This is a genomic window from Mycobacterium bourgelatii (genome assembly GCF_010723575.1).
GTDB lineage: Bacteria > Actinomycetota > Actinomycetes > Mycobacteriales > Mycobacteriaceae > Mycobacterium > Mycobacterium bourgelatii.
The window spans coordinates 321959-338148 of the sequence record NZ_BLKZ01000001.1; the positions used below are offsets into that span (position 1 = coordinate 321959).

16 protein-coding genes and 1 pseudogene are annotated in these 16190 nt (G+C 66.5%); 9 read left to right on the forward strand and 8 right to left on the reverse strand.

Annotated features, from left to right (window positions below):
• Window positions 1–10 precede the first annotated feature (10 nt).
• Both G6N68_RS01375 and G6N68_RS01380 read left to right on the forward strand, forming a co-directional pair.
• Complete coding sequence (locus tag G6N68_RS01375; RefSeq protein ID WP_163706922.1) at window positions 11–391, forward strand: STAS domain-containing protein; 381 nt, start codon at window positions 11–13, stop codon at window positions 389–391.
• Entirely contained in the window at window positions 388–2499 is a 2112-nt protein-coding gene (locus tag G6N68_RS01380) for a SpoIIE family protein phosphatase (RefSeq protein ID WP_240355324.1), read from the forward strand. The genes G6N68_RS01375 and G6N68_RS01380 overlap by 4 nt, the downstream gene beginning before the upstream one ends.
• Here G6N68_RS01380 and G6N68_RS01385 read toward each other — a convergent pair.
• The gene (locus G6N68_RS01385; protein ID WP_163706926.1) at window positions 2496–2789 is read right to left on the reverse strand and encodes a hypothetical protein; all 294 of its coding nucleotides are present in this window, start codon (window positions 2787–2789) and stop codon (window positions 2496–2498) included. The two genes, G6N68_RS01380 and G6N68_RS01385, sit on opposite strands and share 4 nt — an antisense overlap.
• 63 nt (window positions 2790–2852) lie before the next feature.
• Here G6N68_RS01385 and G6N68_RS30415 point away from each other — a divergent pair, with 63 nt between their 5' ends.
• Window positions 2853–3134, forward strand: coding sequence for an Rv1535 domain-containing protein (locus G6N68_RS30415; RefSeq protein WP_240355630.1), 282 nt, complete (start codon window positions 2853–2855; stop codon window positions 3132–3134).
• On the opposite strand, the pseudogene G6N68_RS31755 reads toward G6N68_RS30415, so the two are convergent.
• From G6N68_RS31755 to G6N68_RS01410, 5 genes and pseudogenes are all read right to left on the reverse strand, one after another.
• Window positions 3106–7305, reverse strand: a pseudogene (locus G6N68_RS31755) (cation-translocating P-type ATPase); the annotation flags it as partial. The gene G6N68_RS30415 and the pseudogene G6N68_RS31755 sit on opposite strands and share 29 nt — an antisense overlap.
• A 77-nt stretch (window positions 7306–7382) precedes the next feature.
• Window positions 7383–7901: a hypothetical protein gene (locus G6N68_RS32305; protein WP_240355325.1), complete on the reverse strand. Its 519-nt coding sequence runs from the start codon at window positions 7899–7901 to the stop codon at window positions 7383–7385.
• Between the two features lie 160 nt (window positions 7902–8061).
• Window positions 8062–8868 (reverse strand): exodeoxyribonuclease III, encoded by an 807-nt coding sequence (locus G6N68_RS01400; RefSeq protein WP_205351444.1) that lies wholly within the window; start codon window positions 8866–8868, stop codon window positions 8062–8064.
• Window positions 8869–8892: 24 nt separating this feature from the next.
• Window positions 8893–9648: a GNAT family N-acetyltransferase, cg3035/Rv0428c family gene (locus tag G6N68_RS01405; RefSeq protein ID WP_163706932.1), complete on the reverse strand. Its 756-nt coding sequence runs from the start codon at window positions 9646–9648 to the stop codon at window positions 8893–8895.
• Window positions 9648–10244 carry a peptide deformylase gene (locus G6N68_RS01410; protein WP_163706933.1) on the reverse strand — a complete coding sequence of 199 codons (597 nt, stop codon included), beginning with the start codon at window positions 10242–10244 and terminating at the stop codon, window positions 9648–9650. The genes G6N68_RS01405 and G6N68_RS01410 overlap by 1 nt, the downstream gene beginning before the upstream one ends.
• Before the next feature lie 398 nt (window positions 10245–10642).
• On the opposite strand from G6N68_RS01410, the gene napA reads away from it, so the two are divergent.
• From napA to G6N68_RS01435, 5 genes are read left to right on the forward strand one after another with little or no spacing between them, the layout of a single operon-like run.
• The gene (gene napA, locus G6N68_RS01415) at window positions 10643–10951 is read left to right on the forward strand and encodes a nucleoid-associated protein NapA (protein WP_069421984.1); all 309 of its coding nucleotides are present in this window, start codon (window positions 10643–10645) and stop codon (window positions 10949–10951) included.
• 39 nt (window positions 10952–10990) lie between these two features.
• The gene (locus tag G6N68_RS01420) at window positions 10991–11458 is read left to right on the forward strand and encodes a LytR C-terminal domain-containing protein (protein WP_163706935.1); all 468 of its coding nucleotides are present in this window, start codon (window positions 10991–10993) and stop codon (window positions 11456–11458) included.
• Between the two features lie 18 nt (window positions 11459–11476).
• Complete coding sequence (gene sodC / locus G6N68_RS01425) at window positions 11477–12181, forward strand: superoxide dismutase[Cu-Zn] (protein WP_163706936.1); 705 nt, start codon at window positions 11477–11479, stop codon at window positions 12179–12181.
• The gene (locus G6N68_RS01430; protein WP_163706939.1) at window positions 12159–13313 is read left to right on the forward strand and encodes a glutamate--cysteine ligase; all 1155 of its coding nucleotides are present in this window, start codon (window positions 12159–12161) and stop codon (window positions 13311–13313) included. The genes sodC and G6N68_RS01430 overlap by 23 nt, the downstream gene beginning before the upstream one ends.
• Before the next feature lie 38 nt (window positions 13314–13351).
• Window positions 13352–13981: an LON peptidase substrate-binding domain-containing protein gene (locus G6N68_RS01435; RefSeq protein ID WP_163706941.1), complete on the forward strand. Its 630-nt coding sequence runs from the start codon at window positions 13352–13354 to the stop codon at window positions 13979–13981.
• On the opposite strand, the gene G6N68_RS01440 is transcribed toward G6N68_RS01435, so the two are convergent.
• Window positions 13926–14369, reverse strand: a complete 444-nt coding sequence (locus tag G6N68_RS01440) for a hypothetical protein (RefSeq protein ID WP_163706943.1) — start codon at window positions 14367–14369, stop codon at window positions 13926–13928. The two genes, G6N68_RS01435 and G6N68_RS01440, sit on opposite strands and share 56 nt — an antisense overlap.
• A gap of 87 nt (window positions 14370–14456) precedes the next feature.
• Here G6N68_RS01440 and G6N68_RS01445 point away from each other — a divergent pair, with 87 nt between their 5' ends.
• On the forward strand, window positions 14457–15314 hold the full coding sequence (locus G6N68_RS01445) for a helix-turn-helix transcriptional regulator (protein WP_240355326.1): 858 nt from the start codon (window positions 14457–14459) through the stop codon (window positions 15312–15314).
• Window positions 15315–15797: 483 nt separating this feature from the next.
• Here G6N68_RS01445 and G6N68_RS01450 read toward each other — a convergent pair whose 3' ends face one another.
• Complete coding sequence (locus G6N68_RS01450) at window positions 15798–16190, reverse strand: hypothetical protein (protein WP_163706946.1); 393 nt, start codon at window positions 16188–16190, stop codon at window positions 15798–15800.

Sequence of the window (16190 nt, forward strand, 5' to 3'; positions counted from 1 at the left end):
AGAGAAAAGTATGGAGCTGTTGGCGGTCGCGCACGAGACTCGCGAGGACACCGTCATCGTGTGCGCGCGGGGGGAGATCGATTCCAGCACCGCCGCGGAACTCACCACCCATCTGACGGAGGGGTTGGCGTTGGCCGAAAACCACCCGGCTCGCCTGCTCATCGTCGACTTGCAAGCGGTGACGTTCTTCGGCAGCGCCGGTCTGAATGCCGTGCTCGACTGCCATGAGCAGGGGCGAGCCGTCGGCACTGCCGTGCGCGTGGTGGCCGGCCACAGCCAAGTGCTGCAACCCATCCGAGTAACGGAACTGGACCGCATTCTCGACATCTACCCGACGGTGCCGGACGCGCTGCGGGGCGATAAACCGAAGGATTCCGAGCGGCGGCGATGAACCAGCACCCACTGCCGCACGACCTGGCCACTGCGGTCAGGTTGGGCGGCGAGATGGGTCGGCGGTTCGCCGAGTTCGACTGGGCGGCCCATCCGATGGGTCCCTCACCCCATTGGGCCCCGGAAGTCAGGGCCGCGGTGTCGGTTGTGCTGACCGCGCGTCTCCCCATGGCGTTGTTCCTGCGCGCGGGCGATCTGTTCCAGGTGTACAACGATGCTTTCGCCCCGATCCTCGGTGACAAGCATCCGGACGCCTTGGGACGACGGGGCCGCGACGTCTGGTCGGAGGTCTGGCAATCCGTCGGCCCGACGCTGACCGGGGTGGTCGAAACCGGCGTGGCAGTGGGGCCCGACGAATTGGTGTTGCTGATCGATCACGGCGGGCAGCCCTGCGAACGGCATTTCACCTTCAGCTACAGCCCGCTGATCGCCGATGGCGGTGACGTCTACGGAGTCCTCTGCGCGGCCACCGAAACCACTGAATTCCGCGCACCGCTGACGGTGGGTCTGGTCGAACTCGATGCCGCGCTGCAGCACACCGATTCGATCGCAGGAATCCTTGCGGCCGTTCTGAACTCCTCATCGGGTTCCAGCGACTCCGCCGCGGTGGCGATCGGTGTCGTCGACGGGGACGAGGTCAAATTCAGTTACGCCGGCGCATTTCCGGTCGAGCTGCGCGACCGATTCCACGTGGCCCAGCTGGATTCGCCCTTGGTAGGCGTCGACGTCGCGCGCACGGGTGAACCGATGATCGTCACCGACACGTTCGAGCTTCCGCCGCGCTACCAGCACTCCGTGCAGTACAGCGCGGGCAGCGTCCGCGCGTGCGTCGCCCACCCGCTGCGGGACGGTGCGGGCCGCGTCATCGGGGTACTACTGCTGCTGTGGCCCAAACCGCGCATCTTCAAGCCGGCCGAACTCGAAACATTCAGGCGGACAGCCGAATTCACCCAGTCCACGTTGGAACGGGTGCGGGTCATGGCGCGCGAACACCGCATCGCCGTGGACTTCCAAGAGCAGCTCCTCGACTTGGATCACGGGTCGATGGTCGGTGTCATCGCCGCGGTCTACCAACCGGCCGCTGAGGCAATGCGGGTGGGCGGCGACTGGTTTTCGGTGACGCCGCTGAACAGCGTGGGCCGAATCGGCATATCCGTGGGTGACGTCGTCGGACACGGCCTGCCGGCCGCGATAGTGATGAGCAGGTTGCGCGCGGCCATGGCCGCCTCCGTGCTCACCTTGGCCGATCCGGCCGAGGTGCTGCGGTCACTGGACACGTATGCGGCCACCATCGCCGGTGCGGGTTGCGCGACGGTCGCCTACGCCACCATCGGCGACGGTGTCATCAGCTACAGCTGCGCCGGGCATCCCTATCCGTTGGTGGTGCGACCGGATGGGGAGGCGGTGTTTCTGGCGTCGGGGCGACGACCGCCGGTGGGGACCCGCGACTACCACGACTACGACCCCGCAGCGGAGGCGGATCTGCCGCCGGGCAGCTTGGTCCTGCTCTACACCGACGGACTGGTGGAGCGGCCTGGGGAGACCCTCGCCGACGGGTTCGCCCGGCTGAAGACCGCCGCCGCGCACTGCGCAAACCTCCCTGTCGAAGCCGTTTGCGCCGAGCTACTGCACCGGATGAGCCCACCCGGCGGGTACGGCGACGACGTCGTAGTGCTCGCGTTGCGTCCGAGTCATGCGGGGCCGCACAGTTTCGCAACCGTATTGCCCGCCGTGCCCGCGGAGGTTCCGATCGCCCGGCAGCAAGTGAGTGACTGGCTGAACGCCATCGCCGTACCGCCCGCCCGAGCCGACGAAATCCTGCTGGCGACGGGCGAGGTGGTGTCCAACGCGATCGAGCACGGGAGCAACGGCAACGGCTGCAATACGGTTTCCCTCGAAGGCTTTCTCTATCGCGAGACGGTGGCTGTCACGGTCAGCGACTCGGGCAGCTGGGCCGGCGATTCGTCCGCCAGCCTGCGTAGTCAGCGGCGCGGGCGGGGGCTGACCATGATCAGCGGCTTCGCCGACCGGGTGGACACCAACCGAACCGCGGCGGGCACCCGCGTCACCATGCAGTTCGACAAAGCGGTCGCCGACGCGAGCGGTTAGGCGTCTTCCAGCGCCTCGCCGAACTCTTCCAGCAGCTTGTTGTGGTGATTGCTGGCCAGCGCGTGCCCGGTGGCGATGACCAGGGCGACCGGCCAGTCGATGAGTTCGAGGGCGGCCAGGGCGGCCAGGCCACCGTAGTAAGCCAGTTGTTCCGGTGGCGGAACGGTCACCTTGCCCACTATCGGCAGGTTGATCACGAAGGTTTCGCTCTCCCGGATCTTCTTCACAGCTTCGCGCTGCGAAACCGCCCGGTTGGCACGGGGATCCCGGGGAGCCTGCTTTTCCGCCATCGTTCGCCTTTCGGTCATGTCGGGTTAGCCGTTGAGCAGGACGGCGCGGTCACCGTCGAGAGTATGTCGACGACAGATGCCCTGGCCGATCCGCTGGTTTCGTCGTTGGCCGCATTGCTGACTGTGCCGCTGACGGAGCTTTATGCCCTGCTGTGGCGCGTGGGGGTGGTGGAGATTGCGGAGCGGAGTCCGGCGCGTCCGTCTCCGTCGTGGTCGGGTCCGGCTGATCCCGACTTTCCAGCGTTCGGTTCAGCACCCCCGTCACCACGGTTGCGGCAGCGGCGGCACCCAGTCCCTGGGCCCACCCGAGGGGGCCAATCGGAGTGCACCCGAGCAACTGGCTGACGATCGGGATGCTGATCACGGTGCCCATTGCGGCCAGCGAACCCGCCGCGGTGAGCACCACCAGCCAGTCATGGGATTCCAGCAGGGTCTGACCCAACTGAGCGCCCACCAGCGCGACGAGACCTACCGTGGACGCGCGCTTCGGCCGCCCCGTCACACCGGCCATCACCCATGCCGCCGTGGCCGCTGCCGCGGTCGTCGTCCCGCGGACCCCGACCGCACGCCACACCGCCCGCTGATCCGGGCCCCGCGCATCGACGTTGAATGGATCGCTGGGTTTGCTGACCGCCAGCGCCGCGGCGGGCAGCGCATCGGTCAGCATGTTCACCAGAAGTAACTGCCGGGTATTGAGCGGCGACACCCCGCTGATCGCGGTGCCGATGATCGCGAACGTGACTTCGCCGGCGTTTCCACCCAGCAGTACCGAAACCGCAGCCTGCACCCGCTGCCAAAGTTGGCGGCCTTCCAGGATCGACGGGAGCAGGGATTCGATTCGGCTGTCGACCAAGACCACGTCCGCCGCGACGCTCGCCGGATCGCTGCCGTGCGCAAGGACCCCGATGCCCACCGTGGCGGCGCGAATCGCTGCGGCGTCGTTGGAGCCGTCGCCGACCATCGCGCACACCCGCCCGCTGTTTTCCAGCGTCTGCACGATCTGCACCTTGTTCTCCGGGGTCATCCTGGCGAAGATGATTCGCTCGTTGACCGCACGTTCCTGGTCCTTGCGGGACAGCGCGTCCCACTCGGCGCCGCTGATGATCTGCTCCGGCGTCACCGGCAGCCCCAGTTCCTCGGCGATCGCCGCCGCGGTGATCGGATGGTCACCGGTGATGAGGCGCACGTTCAGATCGCGCTTGCGCAGATCCGCAAGCAGGTCGGCGGCTTGGGGACGGGGGGTGTCCGACAGCCCGAGGAAGCCGACCAGGGTCAACCCGTCGTCGCAGAAGTCGGCGATGTCGTCCGGGTCGTCGGAAACCGACTGCGCCTGCTGCTTGCTCAGCCGCCGCTGAGCCACGGCGATCACCCGCAGCCCGCTGGCAGCTAGTTCGTCGACGGCGCCGTCTATCCCATCGACCTTTCCGCACGCCGCCAGCACCACCTCGGGAGCACCTTTGACCGACAGCTCAGTGCTAGACACCGAAGCGGAGAACGACCTGCCGGACCGGAAGGGCAGGTGTGCATCAGGTTCCACTTCGTTGCCGGCCTGGCCGTCGGGAAGGGCCCGCTCCGCGGCTTCCGCGATGGCGAGGTCGGTCGCATGCACCTGGGGGTTGCCGTTGGACGCGGGCGTGGCATGCGCCGCGTGGTGCAGCACGTCGTCGCTGGAGAACCCGGCGACGGGCTGTACCTGTGCCACCCGCAGGCGGTTCTCGCTGAGCGTGCCGGTCTTGTCGAAGCAGACCGTGTCGACGCGTCCGAGGGCCTCGACCGAGCGTGGAACGCGGACGAGGGCGCCGAACTGGGTGAGCCGTCGAGCCGAGGCCTGCTGGGCCAGCGTTGCTACCAGCGGCATGCCTTCCGGAACCGCCGCCACCGTCACGGCGATTCCACTGGCTACCGCCTGGCGCAGGCCCTGTTGCCGCAGCAACCCCAGCCCGGTCACCAAGGCGCCGCCGACCATGCTCACGGGGAAGGCCCGGTTGGTGAGCTGGCTCAGCTGATATTGCAGGCCGACGGAGGAAACGTCACCCGCCACCAGGTCTGCGGCGCGCCGCTGCTGAGTGTCGGCACCGACGGCGGTGACCACGGCAACCGCGGTTCCGGCGACCACGGTAGTCCCGGCGTACAGCATGCAGCGCCGCTCGGCCAGGTCGGTGCCCGGCGTGGCCTCGACCTGTTTGGTCACCGACAGCGATTCGCCGGTGAGCGTGGATTCGTCGACTTCGACGTCGACCTCCTCGATGATCCGGGCATCGGCGGGCACCACCTCGTGGGTGCGCACCTCGATGACGTCGCCGGGACGCAGCTCCTCCGCCACCACCTCGGCATAAGCCTGCTCACCGTCCGGCCCGGCCAAGACCTTCCTGGCCGGCGGAACCTGTTGGGCCAGTAAGCGATTCAGCTGACTCTCGGCGCGTAGCCGCTGGACGGCGGCGAGGATCGAGTTGCCGGTCAGCACCGAACCGACCATTACCGCGTCGACCGGTGACCCCAAGATGGCGCTGGCCGTGGCGCCCAAGGCCAGCACGGGGGTCAACGGGTCGGACAATTCGGCCCGAACGGCGCCGAACAGCTGTCCGATCGCGTGCAGGGGAGGGGCGGTGACTCTTGCGCCGCGTTTGGCCGTGTTGACGCCTCCGGTGAGTGCGCGTCTTGCCAGCGTGCGCCGATCCTGCTGCGTTCCGGGTTGGTGTTCGGGCTCCGGCGCGGGCAACAGCTTGCGGACTTGCTCGACCGACATGGCGTGCCATTCACGAAACGCGGCGGGACGCGGTGTTTGGGCACCGAGGACTTGGCGTGCCAGCTGGAAACCGGTAAGCATGCCCGCCGCCGCACCAGTGGTCACCGGTCCCGAACCGACTCCCCGAACGCCGGGCAGCATCAACAACGATCCCAAGGCCGTTGCGCCACCGGACAACTCGATACCCCGCCGTCTGGCGGCCCGAGCCGCCGGAATGGCGTGTAGCAGCCGCCACGCGGTTGCGAGGTCGGGCAGTAGCACGTCGGCGTACCAGGGCGGTGCCCCGGTGTGCGGTAGCACGCCCAGGCCGATGTCGGCTAACGAGATCGCTTCGGCGCCAACAGATGACAGCACGGCAACGGTGCGGCCTGCCTGCCGTAGCTCGGTGACCGCGCGCACCAGTGCATCGTCGATGGAGCCGTTTTCACGGCTTCGAATCTCGTCGAATGCGGGTCGCAATTCGAAAAGAGAGTCAACGTCAACCGTCACCAGTTCCGCGCCCGTGCGGTGTGCCTCACCGACCACCGCGGAGGCCAACGGGTCGCGGGCGGGCAGGACCAGCGCCTGGACGTCGGAATCGGCATCGGGTACCGGGTGCCAGCCGGGATGCAGGCCGTGTTGCTCCAAGAGGTGCTGGGCGGTTGTCCATGCCTTCGGCAGCTGGTGTTCGCTGAGTTGCCGGTCGACATCCCGGATGCGTGCTACCCGCAACGTGTCGGTACACAACACCCGCGGGTCGATCACGATCGCGTCGATGGTGTCCAAATGGCGCAGTGCAGCCGGTCGCAACGGCAACACCCGGTGCTGGTCGGCCAACCCGTAACCCAGGGTCGCGGCGAACGCCTCCGGCGTCGTCCGGCTGGCTTTGGGGGTGGCGACCAGGGCGGCGGTAGCCGCCATAGCGACGTTGCGTGTGCTGAGGCCGACCAGTCCGGCGCTGATCGTCTGCAGGTGTGCGAACCGGTCGGCGGCGCGGTCGAAGTTTCGGGCGGACGGGGGCTTGGGGCTCGCCGGCCCGGATGGGGGCGGTTGGTCGGCGTGCAACGCCAGGGTGGGTTCGTGGTGTTGCCAGGCGCGCGCCTCGGCCCAGCATTCGATGGCTTTCAACGACTGCATGACCAAACCAACGGACAGCGACGCCGGTGCCTGAGTGAAGGTTTCCACGGCGGCTACGGCCAGTGTCATCACGGTGTCTGTGGTGTCCTCGCCGATGCGTTCGGATAACAGTCGCCGCAATCTGGGCTGGTAGTCCACCGCCATGACACCGGCCAGCACGGGGACCGGCAGCCGCGGCCATCGCAACACCCGACCGGTCAGTGCTACGCCGAGCCCCGCCGCGGTCGCGGCAACGGTAACCGCTCGCGTCATCAGTACGGTTCGGTCGGCGGGCAGGACGTTCGCTCGTTGCTGCGGTGATTCGCAACGCTTTTCGGCTCCTTCGACCACACGGCACAGATCGCGCAGCGACATGTCCGGATCGTCGAAGTCGACCACGACGCGAGACAACGGGTAGTTCAGCCTGGCGGATTGCACGCGGGGGTGTGCCCGCATCGCGTCAAGCACCGCCCGACCGAGATCCTGCTGGCTCTCGAGGCCGCGCACCTCGATCCACGCCCGGCTCCCATTGCGCGTGCAATGTCGGGTTATCGTCTCGCGGGATAGGTCGCGCGAGACGTCGCGGGCAACGGATTTGACCAGCTCACCCGCGGACTTGCCCAGGGCGGCCGCGGAAGTGATCGACAGCGTCGTGAGGGCCGTGCTGACTTGCATGCCTGCGCCGATGGCGTGCAGCGGCAGAGCGAATCCTAGCGAGATGGCTTTGCTCAACGGGGACTCAACACCGCCCGCTAATTGGTACTGCGCAAATGGGCACTACCCGCTCGGCGGCCGGTGGTCTTCTTAGCCGTTGTCTTCTTGGCTGTTGTCTTGGTTGTCGATTTGCGTGCCGTTTTCGCGGGTGCGGATTTCACGGGTGCGGATTTCGCGGGTGCCGACTTCGCGGGTTCAGGTTGACTGGGCACCGGTGCCAACTTGGCCGCCGGTGCAGCCACAGGCGTCTTGGTCGTAGCGTTTTCGCCGCCGCGATTAATCTTGCGTAGCAACAACGCTCCGCCGCCGACGGCCAACAGAATGGGCCATTCGACGAGGCCGGTGGCGCCAAGGGCGCCGATGGCCAACGCCGCGGCGGGGGTCGAATCGGCTCCGGTGCTGAGTCCGCGCTGAATGCCTTCGGCAGCCCCTTTGACGCCACCGACGACGCCGTTGACCGCGGCGCCGCCCACAGCACCGGCCGTCGCCGTGGTTGCCGCTGCTACGCGATTCACCGTTCGGCCAACATTGCGGATCGCTCCGCCCACGACACTCATGACGACTCCCTATTTGTAACTGCCTTTATACCCGCTATACCCGCGTGGACGCGTGCTCGACAGCAACAATTGAGTTGTTCTCAGCAAGCTTCAAGTTAAAGCCTGCCACTAACCGAACACGCAGACAAACGAACTGTCGCAGAGATTTCGGCGGCAGGCGTTATTCGTTGCGCAGATCGACGAGTACCGGGGCGTGATCGCTGGGGGCCTTGCCCTTGCGTTCCTCGCGGACGATCTGGGCGTCGGCGACCCGGGCGGCCAACGCGGGAGAGCCGAGGATGAAGTCGATGCGCATGCCCCTGTTCTTCGGGAACCTCAGCTGGGTGTAGTCCCAGTAGGTGTAGACACCGGGGCCAGGGGTGAAAGGCCTTACCAGATCGGTGAATTGCGCGTCGACGATGGCGTTGAACGCTTGGCGTTCCGGGGTGGAGACGTGGGTGGAGCCCTGATAGAACTCGGTGCTCCACACGTCGTCGTCGGTGGGGGCAATGTTCCAGTCGCCGACCAGCGCGATCGGCGCAGCGGGATCGTCGCGCAGCCAGCCTTCGGCTGTATCACGCAGCGCGGCAAGCCATTCCAGCTTATAGGTGTAGTGCGGATCGACCAGGGTGCGGCCGTTGGGCACATAGAGACTCCACACTCGGACGCCGCCGCACGTGGCACCCAGCGCGCGTGCCTCGGCCTGGGCCGCCACGTCCGGCTTGCTGGTCCAGGTGGGCTGACCTTCGAAGCCGACCTGCACGTCGTCCAGTCCGACGCGGGATGCAATGGCCACGCCGTTCCACTGGTTGAAGCCGACGTGCGCCACCTCGTAGCCGAGTTCGAACAGCGGCAGGGTTGGGAACTGGCTGTCCGAGCACTTGGTCTCTTGCATGGCGAGCACGTCGACGTCGGCGCGTGCGAGCCAGTCCACGACGCGGTCCAGTCGGCTACGAATCGAGTTCACATTCCAGGTGGCCAGGCGCAATACACCGTCGGGCAAGGCTTTCTCCTAATTCGAGCTATCGGGCAATGCGAGGTAGCGACGGCGATGGTGCAGTCGGAAACCCAGCGCGCGGGCCGACTCGATTGCCGCAGGCCGGTCTTCGCCGACCGTGACGTAGCCGCGGGTCGCACCGCAGCTTGCCGCCCAGGATAGGAGCTCGGGGGAGCTCGGTGGGGTCGCAAAACCGGCCCATCGGGTGCCGTCCGGCGCATCGCTCACCACGCAGCCGTCCGGGTCGCCGCTGTCCGGTCGGGTGGCGTCCCTGTCGGTCAACTCGCACACCAGCACCTGTTCGACGTGTTCGCTGACTTGAGTGGGCGGTATCGGCAGCAAGCGGTCGGGAACGGCGATTCGTGGTTGGCGGCCACGTTGGCGGTACCAGTCGGCGATCGCCGGAACCGCACGTGCGTTCGCGGAAACATCGAGTGGCACAGCAGAATTGACGCTCAGTGCGGCATCTGATCGTCCGGCTCGCAGCAGCCAGCCGTCCAGCCACTCCTGTTCGTCTGCCGGCCAGCCCGCGGCGGCCACTCGCTCGAGGTTGCGGATCTCAGCGGTGCGCACCGGCCGGTCCGTCAGCGTCCGCAACGCCACCACGTCGTCGGCGGCGAACTCGACGACTGCGCCACTCTTGGTTTGCACGCGGATCGTCGGCTCGACCGCGAGCAGGTGTCCTACCGCATCGGTGAACGGCGGGACGGAACCGGCGGGCCGGCGGTATCGAACCGAGACCCGGGTGCCGAGTTCCGGCCACGCTGGCATCAATGACCGAACGGGTCGGGCCCCTCGCCCGGCAGCCAGGACAACCCGGGAACGCCCCAGCCGTGCGCTTTGATGGCTCGTTTGGCGCTGCGGGCGTGCCGGCCGATGAGTCGGTCGAGGTACAGGAAGCCGTCGAGGTGTCCGGTCTCGTGCTGCAGCATCCGCGCGAACAAGCCGGTGCCCTCGATCGTGATGGGCTTGCCGTCGGCGTCAAGGCCGGTGACCCGTGCCCATTTGGCGCGGCCGGTGGGGAACGACTCCCCGGGGACCGAGAGGCACCCCTCGTCGTCCTCGTGGCCGGGTGCCGGCATGGTCTCGGGAATCTCGGAGGTTTCCAGCACCGGGTTGATGACGACGCCGCGGCGACGGTGTTCCACTCCCCGGTCGTCGGCGCAGTCGTAGACGAACAGTCGAAGTCCGTACCCAATCTGGTTGGCGGCCAGTCCGACGCCGTTGGCGGCGTCCATGGTCTCGAACATCGTGTTGATCAGTTCGGGCAGCTCTGGGGGGAGGGATCCGTCGGCGCCTACCTCGACAGGCGTTGTCGGAGTGTGCAGGACCGGATCTCCCACGATCCGGATCGGAACGACTGCCATGGTCGGCTAGCTTAAGCCCGCCGACGATGCGGCCCGGAGCGGGCTGCTGAGGAGGTGGGCAATTGGGTCAAGCCCGCCGACGATGCGGCCCGGAACGGGCTGCTGAGGAGGTGGGCAATTGGGTCGGGCCCGCCGACGATGCGGCCCGGAACGGGCTGCTGAGCGACACGCCATGCTCCCGTCCGCCAGACATGAGCGGGACTGTGATTAAAGTTGCCTGGCGGATCGGCGGCGCGCGCGACACGCCGGACAATCCCGGCAAGTCTGCCGACTCGCGGGTCTGGATTACGGCTCGCGGGTTCGCAGCATGGTTCAATATTCGCGCAAACCACGCCCGTACTTAAGTCAAGTCATTAGAGCGGTTTTGAGATTCGGCGGAAGGGTCCAGGGGAAGAAATATGGACAGCGCCATGGCGCGGGCAAGTCGTGCGGGGGATGACGATGAGGTCGCCGACGGGTTGACTCGTCGCGAGCACGACATCTTGGCCTTTGAACGTCAGTGGTGGAAATTTGCCGGCGTCAAAGAAGAGGCCATCAAGGAGTTGTTCTCGATGTCGGCAACTAGGTACTACCAAGTGCTCAATGCCTTGGTTGATCGACCCGAGGCGCTTGCCGCCGACCCGATGCTGGTGAAGCGGCTGCGACGGCTGCGGGCCAGCCGCCAGAAGGCGCGGGCGGCGCGGCGGCTGGGCTTCGAGCTGACCTGATCCCTCGGTTCTGCTTCCGTTCTGGCTACAGTGGGCTCGATGAACGAGCGTGTACCCGACTCTTCGGGGCTTCCACTGCGAGCGATGGTCATGGTGCTCTTGTTTCTCGGCACCATCTTTCTGCTGCTTGGCTGGCAGGCCCTGAGTTCGTCCGGGAAGTCTGACGACGAGTCGGCGCCGCCGCCGTCGGCCGTCACGACGACGACGTCTCCGACGACGACGAGCAAACCCCCGGCCAAGCCGGCCGAGGTGCACATCTACAACATCTCCGGCCAGGACGGCCTTGCAGGCCGCACAAGGGACGAGCTGGTAGCAGCGGGATTCAACGTCGTCAACGTCGATGATCTGCAGGTACCCGATGTCACGGTCACCACTGTGTACTGGGGCGATGAGGCTGAGCGGGCTACCGCCGAGGAAGTCGGCAAGAAGCTGAACGCACCGGTCGAGAAGCGCATCCCCGAATTGGCGGAGCAACCGGCGGGCGTCATTGTCCTAGTGACTGGGTGAGCAAGATAGGCTCTCGCTATGCCTAAGCCCGCCGGACACCGCAACGCCGCAGCCGTCAGCCTGTCTGTACTCGCCGCGGCCACTTCCGTCGCGCTGCTGAGCGCGTGCTCCTCACCGCAAAAAGCAGCGCCGCAATCAGAGCAATCGCAGAACACCGTGCCGCCGATCTGGACCCCGTCGCCCGCGCCGTCAACTACGGGCCACGGCGATGGCCACACCCAAGCCCCGGCCGGACCGGCGTCGGAGACCTTGACGACCGTCCTGAAAGGGCCGGACGGGGTAGAGGTCGCGACGGCGAAGTTCGAGTTCGCCAACGGCTACGCCACCATCACGCTGCAGACCACCACCGCCGGCATCCTCTCGCCGGGATTTCACGGCGTGCACCTGCACCAGGTTGGCAAGTGCGAAGGTGACTTCTCTTCCGCCGGTGGGCACTTCCACTCTGACGGCCACGGCAGCCACGCCGGTGGCGATCTGACCTCTCTTCAGGTCCGCAAGGATGGTTCGGGCCTGCTGGTGACGACTACGGACGCCTTCACCAAGGAAGAACTGGTGTCCGGCGACAAGACGGCGATTATCATCCACTCCGGTGCCGACAACTTCGGCAACATCCCGGCGGATCGCTACACCCAGACCAACGGGACACCGGGCCCCGACGAGACCACCACGACCACTGGCGACGCCGGCAAGCGGGTGGCGTGTGGCGTCATCGGTTCCGGCTAGCACCCCGCTTACCAGGGCGGAAGCACGCATCGACTTCGCCCGCTCACCGCGGCCTACCGTCGGGGTCGAGTGGGAGTTCGCGCTCGTCGACGCCGAAACCCGGGACCTGAGTAACGAGGCCACCGCGGTCATGGCCGAGATCGGCGAAAACCCGCGCGTGCACAAGGAATTGCTGCGCAACACCGTCGAATTCGTCAGCGGCATCTGTGAAAACTCTGCCGAGGCGATGGAGGACCTGCGCCAGACCATAGGCCCGGCGCGCCGGATCGTGCGGGATCGCGGCATGGAGCTGTTCTGCGCCGGGACGCACCCCTTCGCCCAGTGGTCCAGCCAAAAGCTCACGGATGCACCGCGTTACGCCGAGCTCATCAAGCGGACTCAGTGGTGGGGGCGGCAGATGCTGATCTGGGGCGTACATGTGCATGTGGGGATCTCGTCGGCGAACAAGGTCATGCCGATCCTGTCGTCGCTGCTGAACCAGTACCCGCACCTGCTGGCGTTGTCGGCATCGTCGCCGTGGTGGGCCGGTGTCGACACCGGCTACGCCAGCAACCGGTCGATGATGTTCCAGCAGCTACCCACCGCCGGTCTGCCCTTTCAGTTCCAGAAGTGGTCGGAGTTCGAGGGGTTCGTCTACGACCAGAAGAAGACCGGGATCATCGACCACGTCGACGAAGTGCGTTGGGACATTAGGCCTTCCCCGCATCTCGGCACCATCGAAGTGCGGATCTGCGACGGGGTGTCAAACCTACGTGAGCTGGGCGCCCTGGTAGCGTTGACTCACTGCCTGATCGTCGACCTGGACCGTCGATTGGAGGCAGACGAGTCGCTGCCGACCATGCCGCCCTGGCACGTTCAGGAGAACAAGTGGCGCGCGGCCCGTTACGGGCTGGACGCGGTGATCATCCTGGACGCCGAGAGCAACGAGCGGTTGGTGACCGAGGATCTCGACGATGTGCTGAACAGGCTGGAGCCGATTGCCAAGTCGCTGCACTGTTCTGACGAACTGGCCGCGGTGGCCGACATTCCTCGCCTGGGCGCCTCCTACCAACGGCAGCGGCGGGTGGCCGAGGAGCACGACGGCGATCTACGGGCGGTCGTCGACGCTCTGGTTTCCGAGCTGGTGATCTGACCGTGGCGCCCGACGGCCCGAATCCCTTTGAGTCACCGATGTTTCCGCTGGAGGCGGCGCTACTGCCCTTCGAGGATCTGCCGTTGCGCATCTTCGAGCCCCGCTACGCGGCGTTGGTTCGCGACTGCATGCGTAGCGACGATCCGCGCTTCGGGGTGGTGCTGATCTCCCGCGGTCGCGAGGTCGGCGGGGGCGACGCCCGTTGTGACGTCGGGACGATAGCCAACATCGATCAATGCGTCGACCAAGGCGCTGGACGCTATCAGCTGCGCTGCCGGACCGGCGAACGGATTCGAGTCTGCGACTGGCTGCCGGACGATCCCTATCCGCGCGCGATGGTGCAGCTCTGGGCGGACGAGCCAGGGGACCCGGTGACCCAATCCCAGTTCCTTGCGGTAGAGGACCGCATCGTGGCGTTGTTCGAGCGGATTGCCGAAGCACGCGGGGTGCGCTTGCCCGACCGCGACGTCCTACTCGGCTACGACAATCCGTTGGTGCGTGACGCGGAAGCCGGAGACCGGCTGTACGCGTTGGCATCGCGGGTTCCGATGGGTCCCTCTGACCGCTATTCGGTGCTGGCCGCTCCCTCGGCCGCCGACCGGTTCGCCGCGCTTAGCGAAGCGCTGGAGTCGGTGGCGGCGATGGTGGAGTTTGAGCTGTCGAATTAAGGCTTGAGATCGCCCCCACCGCGCCGAGCGCGGCGTAGGGCCCCGTCACCGCGACCAGACGTAGCAGGGTACGAAACCGTGGGTCGTCGCGCCCGAGGCTTCTGAGTTCCAGGGCGGCGTTGACGTTGTCCAGGGTGTCGACCATCAGCCCGATCCGTTGCCAGCGCCGCCGGTTGCGCTCGTCGCTGGTCAGATAACCAATCCCCAAGGCGAGCGCGCGGGCGCCGAAAATGCGGATGAGGTACCTCAACTCGCTGGACATCATGCTGTCCGGCACCGCGTTCATCCGCGTCTGCGACTGTGGTGTGGCGAACGCTGCTGCGCCGAGTGCGATCCGGCCGATGGCTGCCGCGGTGAAAGCATGTCGTAAGGAATTGTTGAATCTCATGACGGCCAGTCTCGGGTGTCGAGATAAGCAAGTCGATTACCTCTGAGGTAGTGGTTTCATCCCCGTCCCGGGGATAGATTCGCCAGAGTGGCGGAGGGGCAACTAGGTAGGGCCGTGCGGGAGTGGCGCACTCGTCGCCGCCTGAGCCAAATGGAATTGGCGCACAAAGTCGGTGTTTCGCCGCGGCACATCAGCTTTGTCGAAACCGGCCGCGCCAACGCCAGCCGAAACCTGTTGCTCGGCATTGGTGAGTCGCTGGACCTTCCGCTGGATGCGCGCAACCGCCTGCTGCTGGCCGGTGGCTACGCGCCGGCGTTCAGCGAACTCACCCTGGACGCCGAACGGATGCGTCCGGTGAAGGCCGCGGTCGATGCCGTGTTGGCCGGACACTCGCCATATCCGGCCGTCGTCACCGACGCCTGCTGGAATCTGGTGGCTGCCAACACCGGCTGCCTAGTTCTCGTCGAGGGCGTGGACCCGACGCTGCTGGCTACTCCGATTAACGTGATGCGACTGTGTCTGCACCCCAACGGATTAGCGCCGCGATTGGTCAACCACACCGAAGTGCGCTCATCAATACTGCGGCGGATGCGGCGTCACGTGGAAGCGACTGCGGCACCCGACATTCGCCAACTCTACGACGAGGTTTCGGCGTATCCGGCGCCCCGCGAATCGCGTTCTGGCGGCATCGCCGGGCATCCCTCGCAGGAGCTGTACGTGCCGTTCCGGTTAGCCACCCTCGACGGTGTCGAACTGCGGTTCGTCAACACCATCGCGACGTTCGGTAGTCCGCTGGACATCTGCGTGGAGAGTTTGGCGATGGAGTCGTTCTTCCCCGCCGACACCGCCACGGCCGATTACCTGCGCCGCCTGGATGACGGCCAGCGGCTGCGTGCGGTGGCCGAGCAACATCCGCACTTGCTCGGCTTTGTGAGCGGCGGATAGGCAGGCCGGCTTCGCGCTCGGCCAGTGCTTTCAACGTCAGCAGTTGCCTTCGCATCATCACCAGGTCGCCCAGCGCCAGTGCGTGTGCCAGCAAGCGGGGCCCGCCGAACCGCACGCGGACATGAAGTCGGGAACCCGCGCCCTGGGCTCGGATTGCGTAGGTTACGGCCACGCTTCGGGAGAGCAAGGTGATCTGCTCGTCGGTGACAAAAGACTGCAGCCGGCACAACGTCATGAACCGTTGGCCGACTTCGAGATTCGCCAGTTCGGGGTGCCGTTTGCGCGGGCTACGCCGGCCGAAATTGTCGAGGAGGTCGTAGCTGTACGCGACGCGTAGCTGACACAGCCAGCAGAACACCACGGCCGGTGGGGCTTTCACGCTGATGGCACGGTCGGCCGGGACGCCGGGGCCGGCTATCAGCTCGTCGCACGGGAGCCAGGCCGCCCGTTCCGACGGCGTGGCTCCCCACGTCAGGCCTGGGATCATGCGGCGCTGGCACGACGCGATTTTGCTTGTTTCGCAATGCGTTTGAGGGTCAGTCGCACGGCGACACGGTGGCCACCGGAACCGATGACCAGCGCACGGTAGATCTTGCCGTGCGGGCCGGGGAATTTCGCCCAAGTTCCCGCGCGCACCCGGGTGCGCTCAGGCGCCAAGTGGTCGAGCTCAAACACCCACCGGTAGACCGCGAATGGGTGGCGGCCTTTCAGCGCAAGTCGCTCGCCCGGCCGCGCCTCGTCGAGGACAAAGCCGAACGGCACGGTCGTCGGATCCTGCGGGTCCTTGCACATCACCCGCAGCAGCGCCGCCCATGTTTCCGACGCGGAGGCGTCAACCGAGATAGCATGCTCATCGATATAGGGTAATCGTTCCAT

Excerpts from the sequence above, each read along its gene's own strand:
- G6N68_RS01375 (WP_163706922.1), top strand. The coding sequence starts at position 11 with ATGGAGCTGTTGGCGGTCGCGCACGAGACTCGCGAGGACACCGTCATC.
- G6N68_RS01380 (WP_240355324.1), top strand. The coding sequence starts at position 388 with ATGAACCAGCACCCACTGCCGCACGACCTGGCCACTGCGGTCAGGTTG.
- G6N68_RS01385 (WP_163706926.1), bottom strand. The coding sequence starts at position 2,789 with ATGGCGGAAAAGCAGGCTCCCCGGGATCCCCGTGCCAACCGGGCGGTT.
- G6N68_RS30415 (WP_240355630.1), top strand. The coding sequence starts at position 2,853 with ATGTCGACGACAGATGCCCTGGCCGATCCGCTGGTTTCGTCGTTGGCC.
- G6N68_RS32305 (WP_240355325.1), bottom strand. The coding sequence starts at position 7,901 with ATGAGTGTCGTGGGCGGAGCGATCCGCAATGTTGGCCGAACGGTGAAT.
- G6N68_RS01405 (WP_163706932.1), bottom strand. The coding sequence starts at position 9,648 with ATGCCAGCGTGGCCGGAACTCGGCACCCGGGTCTCGGTTCGATACCGC.
- G6N68_RS01410 (WP_163706933.1), bottom strand. The coding sequence starts at position 10,244 with ATGGCAGTCGTTCCGATCCGGATCGTGGGAGATCCGGTCCTGCACACT.
- napA (WP_069421984.1), top strand. The coding sequence starts at position 10,643 with ATGGACAGCGCCATGGCGCGGGCAAGTCGTGCGGGGGATGACGATGAG.
- G6N68_RS01420 (WP_163706935.1), top strand. The coding sequence starts at position 10,991 with ATGAACGAGCGTGTACCCGACTCTTCGGGGCTTCCACTGCGAGCGATG.
- sodC (WP_163706936.1), top strand. The coding sequence starts at position 11,477 with ATGCCTAAGCCCGCCGGACACCGCAACGCCGCAGCCGTCAGCCTGTCT.
- G6N68_RS01435 (WP_163706941.1), top strand. The coding sequence starts at position 13,352 with ATGTTTCCGCTGGAGGCGGCGCTACTGCCCTTCGAGGATCTGCCGTTG.
- G6N68_RS01440 (WP_163706943.1), bottom strand. The coding sequence starts at position 14,369 with ATGAGATTCAACAATTCCTTACGACATGCTTTCACCGCGGCAGCCATC.
- G6N68_RS01450 (WP_163706946.1), bottom strand. The coding sequence starts at position 16,190 with ATGGAACGATTACCCTATATCGATGAGCATGCTATCTCGGTTGACGCC.